This window comes from Frankia sp. EI5c, from assembly GCF_001636565.1.
Lineage (GTDB): Bacteria > Actinomycetota > Actinomycetes > Frankiales > Frankiaceae > Parafrankia.
The window spans coordinates 1-5,780 of record NZ_LRTK01000129.1 but is presented as its reverse complement, the minus strand read 5'-3'; the positions used below and the strand labels follow the sequence as shown (position 1 = coordinate 5,780).

The 5,780-nt window shown below is 70.0% G+C and carries 1 protein-coding gene, 1 tRNA gene and 10 pseudogenes; 10 read left to right on the top strand and 2 right to left on the bottom strand.

Translation table 11 applies throughout. From position 1 onward, the window contains the following. The 3 genes and pseudogenes from UG55_RS44370 to UG55_RS45855 all read left to right on the top strand — a co-directional run. Positions 1-374, top strand: a pseudogene (locus UG55_RS44370) ((Fe-S)-binding protein); the annotation flags it as partial. Between the two features lies 1 nt (position 375). After that, positions 376-633: pseudogene (locus UG55_RS44365) on the top strand (heterodisulfide reductase-related iron-sulfur binding cluster); the annotation flags it as partial. A gap of 1 nt (position 634) precedes the next feature. Continuing rightward, the coding region (locus UG55_RS45855; protein WP_255360545.1) for a hypothetical protein at positions 635-807 on the top strand (173 nt) is incomplete at its 5' end. 184 nt (positions 808-991) lie between these two features. On the opposite strand, the pseudogene dcd reads toward UG55_RS45855, so the two are convergent. Together dcd and UG55_RS44360 are read right to left on the bottom strand one after the other, a co-directional pair. Then, a pseudogene (gene dcd / locus UG55_RS26230) lies at positions 992-1,465 on the bottom strand (dCTP deaminase); the annotation flags it as partial. Position 1,466: 1 nt separating this feature from the next. Next, positions 1,467-1,571 (bottom strand): annotated as a pseudogene (locus UG55_RS44360) (dCTP deaminase); the annotation flags it as partial. 194 nt (positions 1,572-1,765) lie between these two features. Here UG55_RS44360 and UG55_RS44355 point away from each other — a divergent pair. The 7 genes and pseudogenes from UG55_RS44355 to UG55_RS26215 form a co-directional block, all read left to right on the top strand. Beyond that, positions 1,766-1,998, top strand: a pseudogene (locus UG55_RS44355) (hypothetical protein); the annotation flags it as partial. Between the two features lies 1 nt (position 1,999). Then, positions 2,000-2,138 (top strand): annotated as a pseudogene (locus UG55_RS44350) (hypothetical protein); the annotation flags it as partial. Position 2,139: 1 nt separating this feature from the next. Next, positions 2,140-2,416: pseudogene (locus UG55_RS44345) on the top strand (HAD family hydrolase); the annotation flags it as partial. A gap of 251 nt (positions 2,417-2,667) precedes the next feature. Beyond that, positions 2,668-3,675, top strand: a pseudogene (locus UG55_RS44340) (family 65 glycosyl hydrolase); the annotation flags it as partial. Position 3,676: 1 nt separating this feature from the next. Further along, positions 3,677-4,278 (top strand): annotated as a pseudogene (locus UG55_RS44335) (family 65 glycosyl hydrolase); the annotation flags it as partial. Between the two features lies 1 nt (position 4,279). After that, positions 4,280-4,873 (top strand): annotated as a pseudogene (locus UG55_RS44330) (glycosyl hydrolase family 65 protein); the annotation flags it as partial. Between the two features lie 257 nt (positions 4,874-5,130). Continuing rightward, positions 5,131-5,204, top strand: a tRNA-Gly gene (locus tag UG55_RS26215). Positions 5,205-5,780 lie beyond the last annotated feature (576 nt).

Here is a 5,780-nt window from a genome sequence, read left to right as displayed (position 1 = left end):
GGCGAGCAGATCCCGGACGAGGTCGAGTACCTCTACTGGGTCGGCTGCGCCGGCGCGATCGAGGACCGGGCCAAGAAGGTCGCCCGCTCGTTCGCCGAGCTGCTGCACACCGCCGGGGTCGAGTTCGCCATCCTCGGCAGCCAGGAGTCCTGCACCGGTGACCCGGCGCGCCGCCTCGGCAACGAGTACCTGTACCAGGAGATGGCCAAGGCCAACATCGAGCTGCTGAACGAGACGGGCGTCAAGAAGATCGTGGCGACCTGCCCGCATTGCTTCAACAGCCTCGCGCGGGAGTACTCCTCGCTCGGCGGCAGCTTCGAGGTCGTCCACCACACGCAGCTGCTCGGCAAGCTCGTCGAGGAGCGCAGGCTCGTNCCGATCACCCCGATCGACTCCTCGGTGACCTACCACGACCCGTGCTTCCTGGGCCGGCACAACAAGGTCTACACCCCGCCGCGCGAGATCCTCGAGGCCATTCCGGGTATCCGGGGGCAGGAGATGCACCGCTGCAAGGAGCGTGGCTTCTGCTGCGGCGCCGGCGGCGCGCGCATGTGGATGGAGGAGAAGATCGGCAAGCGGGTGAACGTCGACCGCATGGAGGAGGCCCTGGGCCTCGATCCCGATGTGGTCTCGNCCGCCTGCCCGTTCTGCATCGTGATGCTCTCCGACGCGGTCACCGAGAAGAAGCTCGCGGGCGAGGCGAAGGACAGCGTCGAGGTCCTGGACGTGTCGCAGCTGCTGGCCCGCTCGCTGGTCGCGCCCGCCCCGCCCACGCCGGCCGCGGCCGCCTCGGCGGAAGGCGCGTAGGCACGCAGGAGAGCGGCGCATAGGAGAGCAGCGCGCGGGCGCGAGCACACCGGCGCTCACCTGAGCGGACGAACGGGAACGGGGCGTGGCCACACCGGCCGCGCCCCGTTCCCGTTCCGTTCCGTTCTGGTGGACGGACGCCCGCTTCGCGCTGGACGGACGTTCGCCGGAACCCCGGGCGGGCTCAGGCGCCGCCGGCCCCGTCCTGGATCTCGGGGACCGTCGCCCGGGTGAAGTCGCGGTAGGCCCGGGACGGTGTCGGCCCGCGCTGCCCCTGGTAGCGCGATCCGTAGATCTCCGAGCCGTAGGGGTGCTCGGCCGGTGTCGACAGCCGGAAAAGACACAGCTGACCGATCTTCATGCCTGGCCAGAGCTTGATCGGCAGGGTGGCGACGTTGGACAGCTCCAGCGTCACATGCCCGGAGAAACCCGGGTCGATGAATCCGGCGGTGGAGTGGGTGAGCAGCCCCAGCCGCCCCAGGCTGGACTTTCCCTCCAGCCGGCCGGCGAGGTCGTCCGGCAGCGTCACGACCTCCAGGGTCGACCCCAGCACGAACTCGCCGGGATGCAGCACGAACGGCTCGTCGCCCTCCGGTGCCACCAGCTCGGTGAGGTCCTCCTGCTCGATGGCCGGGTCGATGTGGCTGTAGCGGTGGTTNTGGAACACGCGAAAGGCACGGTCCAGCCGCAGGTCGACGCTGGAGGGCTGGATGAGGCGCTCGTCGTAGGGGTCGAGCCGGACCCGTCCGGTCATGATCTCGGCANGGATATCCCGGTCTGACAACAGCACCTGTCGGACGCTACCGCAGAGGCGCGGTTTGTTGCCCCGGTGTGGAAGACGGGGGTTCCAGGGTAGGAGATCCTCGAATCCGTACGGAGTCGTCGCTATCGCTGGACGTCGCCGTCACCGACGGTGACGATGTCTCGTGCGGGAAACGCTGATCCAGGATGGGGACCGATGCTGGGGCTACCGGATCACATCAGGGCATGTCTGTTCGATCTCGACGGTGTGCTGACCCGCACCGCCGCCGTACACGCCGCCGCCTGGAAGGAGATGTTCGACGACTTCCTGGAGAACTGGGCCCGGCGTTCCGGCGACCCGTTCGTCCCGTTCGACATCGCCACCGACTACGCCGACCACGTCGACGGGCGGCCGCGGGCGGACGGTGTGCGGGCGTTCCTGAACTCGCGNGGCATCCACCTGCCCGAGGGCACGCCGGCGGACCCGCCCTCAGGTCTGACGATCAACGCGCTGGCGACCAGGAAGAACCTGCTGCTGCTGGCGAAGATCGAGTCGGGTGGGGTGGAGGTCTTCGACGGCTCCGTCCGGTNCCTGGAGGAGCTGGAACGCGCCGGGATCCCGCGGGCGGTGGTGTCGTCCAGCGCGAACTGTGCCGAGGTGGTGCGGGCCGCGGGGATCGAGCACCTGCTGCTGGCGCGGGTCGACGGCCTCGTCGCCGAGGAGCGCGGGCTGGCGGGGAAGCCCGCCCCGGACACGTTCCTCGCCGGCGCGGAGGCGCTGGGCGTGCCGCCGGAGGCCGCCGCGGTCTTCGAGGACGCGGTGGCGGGCGTGCAGGCCGGGCGGGCCGGGCGGTTCGGCCACGTGGTCNGGGTCGACCGGGTCGGGCACGCCGCGGCGCTGCGGAGCAACGGCGCTGACATCGTCGTCGAGGATCTGGCCGATCTGCTCGGCGACCGCCGGGTAGCCGGTGTGGGTGTGGGCGTGGGTGCGACTGGTGGTGGTGCGGCCGGCGCGACCGCGGCCCGGAGAACCGTGTGATCAGCAGGCCGACCTATCCCATCGAGGCCTGGTCACTGACCGAGCACGGGCTCGACATCGACGACCTCTCCCGCTCCGANTCCCTGTTCGCGCTGTCGAACGGGCATGTGGGGCTGCGGGGCAACCTTGACGAAGGAGATCCGCACGGGTTGCCCGGCACCTACCTGAACTCCGTCCACGAGCTGCGCCCGCTGCCGTATGCGGAGGCCGGGTACGGCTATCCCGAATCTGGGCAGACCGTCATCAACGTCACCAATGGCAAGATTATTCGGCTGCTGGTGGACGACGAGCCGTTCGACGTGCGGTACGGGGACCTCCGCAAGCACACCCGAACCATCGACTTCCGGGACGGAGTGCTGCGCCGGGAAGCCGACTGGGTGTCACCGGCCGGGCAGCGAATCAAGATCCGCTCCTGTCGGCTGGTCTCGTTCACCCAGCGCTCCGCCGCCGCGATCTTCTACGAGATCGAGCCCGTCGACGACCCGGCCCGGGTCGTCGTCCAGTCCGAGCTGGTCGCCAACGAGCAGCTACCCACCCGCAGGGGGGACCCGCGCGCCGCCGCGGTCCTGGAGTCGCCACTCGTCTCGGAACGGCACCGCGCCCGCGACACCATGGTCGAACTCGTCCACAGCACCCGGCACAGCGACATCCGGGTCGCCGCGGCGATGGACCACATCTTCGACGGCCCCCGCTCCCTCGGCGTCAGCTCCGAAAGCGAACCCGACGCCGGACGGGTGACCGCGACAGCGGTGCTGGCACCCGGTGAGAAGCTGCGAATGGTCAAGTTCCTCGCCTACGGCTGGTCCGAGCAGCGCTCGCTGCCCGCCCTGCGCGACCAGGCCGCCGCCGCGCTGGTCGCCGCCCGCCAGACCGGCTGGCAGGGCCTGGTCGACGAACAGCGCGAATACCTCAGGCAGTTCTGGCACTGCGCCGATGTCGAGGTGGACGGCGACGCCGAGGTGCAGCAGGCCGTGCGCTTCGCGCTCTTCCACGTGCTGCAGGCCGGCGCGCGCGCCGAGCGCCGCGCGATTCCCGCGAAAGGACTCACCGGCCCGGGCTACGACGGCCACGCCTTCTGGGACAGCGAANGCTACGTCCTGCCCGTACTGACCTACACCGCGCCGGCCGCCGCCGCCGACGCGCTGCGCTGGCGGCACTCCATCCTGCCCCCGGCCCGCGAACGCGCGCAGCTGCTCAACCTCGAGGGCGCCGCGTTCCCATGGCGGACGATCCACGGCGAGGAATGTTCCGGCTACTGGCCGGCCGGCACCGCCGCCTACCACGTGAACGCGGACATCGCCGACGCGGTCATCAGATACGTGTGGGTCACCGAGGACGAGGACTTCGAGGTCGAAGTCGGCCTGGAGATCCTCATCGAGACGGCGCGGCTCTGGCGCTCCCTGGGCCACCACGACCTTTCCGGACGCTTCCGGATCGACGGCGTGACCGGCCCGGACGAGTACTCCGCGCTGGCCGACAACAACGTCTACACCAACCTGATGGCGCAGCGGAACCTCATCGGCGCCGCCAACGCCGTGCAGCGCCACCCGGAACGTGCCAAGGCCTTCGGGGTGGACGCCGAGACCGCCGCCAACTGGCGGGACGCCGCCGAGGACATGTTCATTCCCTACGACGAGCACCTCGGCGTCCATCCACAGTCCGAAGGATTCACCCACCACCAGGTGTGGGACNTCGAGAACACCAGGCCGGAGCAGTACCCGCTGCTACTGCACTTCCCGTACTTCGACCTCTACCGCAAGCAGGTGGTGAAACAGGCCGACCTCGTGCTCGCCATGCAGCGGCGCAGCGACGCCTTCACCGCGGAACAGAAGGTGCGCAACTTCGCCTACTACGAAGCGCTCACCGTCCGGGACTCGTCCCTCTCAGCCTGTTGTCAGGCCGTCCTGGCCGCCGAATGCGGGCACATGTCGCTCGCACACGACTACCTGCGCGAAGCCGCGTTCATGGATCTGAAGGACATCGAGCACAACACCGGGGACGGACTGCACGTGGCCTCCCTCGCCGGCAGCTGGATCGCGCTCGTCGAGGGCTTCGGCGGCCTGCGGGACACCGGCCGGCTGCTCTCCTTCGCCCCCCGGCTGCCCGAAGGACTCACCAGACTCGCGTTCGGCCTGCGGGTCCGCTCCCGCCACCTGCGGGTCGAGGTCATGGACTCCTCTGCCACCTACACCGTGGTCGAAGGCGAAGGGATCACGATCCTGCACCACGGTGAACAGGTCAGGGTGCAGCCCGGCCAGCCCTGCAGACTGGACGTCCCCCCCATCCNCGAGCGGGCGCGACCNNGGCAGCCACCCGGCCGCGAACCGCTGCGCTTCCTGCACAAGGTCAACGACGACGAGGTTAAGCGCGCCGAGACGCACCGTAATGAGAACCGCGCTGAAACCAGCCGGACGGTCACGGAACCGGCCCCGGACCGGCGCGGGGACGGCGGATCCGACAAACCCGACCACTGACGGCGGCGCCGCCCGGGGTGGCGGGTGCCCCACCCGGCGGCGACGTCCGGTAGGATGCGGTTGCATCACGCGGGCGTAGTTCAGAGGCAGAACACGAGCTTCCCAAGCTTGCAACGCGGGTTCGATTCCCGTCGCCCGCTCCACTCCTTCCGCCCCTGGTCAGAGCTATATGCCGACCAGNGGCGAAGATCTTTCTAGACGGTCAGAATCGGGCTACGGGCCATCCACGGGCCACTAGGCCGGCACGAGTGCCCCCGCGGCGCCGTCGTCGGGGTCCTCCTCGTCCGGTGAGCTGGCCTGCTCCGGGGCCTTCTGGCGGGCGGTGAGCCGCGCGTTGACGGCGTCCGCGAGGCCGTGTCCGCCTCGGTCGAAGCGTGCTGGTAGATCAGCGCGGCGCGGGGCGAGTCGTGCCCCATGCGGGTCATCAGGTCGCGCAGGCTCGCCCCGGCGTCTTCGACGCCAACGTGTTGCCCGTGTGGCGCAGGTCGTGGAAGTGCAGACCCGGTGCGCCGATCGCGGCCACCGCGTCCGCCCACTTCACGAGCGTGCGGAAGTTGCCGCGCCGCAGAAGCGCGCCCTTCGGGCCGGTGAACACGTAGGCCGTGNGGGCGTCGGCCACGTAGTCGGCGAGGTGGGCTTGCAGGTCGGGGAGGATGCCGGCGGGTAGTGCCACCGCGCGCATGCCCGCACGGGACTTCGGTGGCCCCAGCACGACCCCT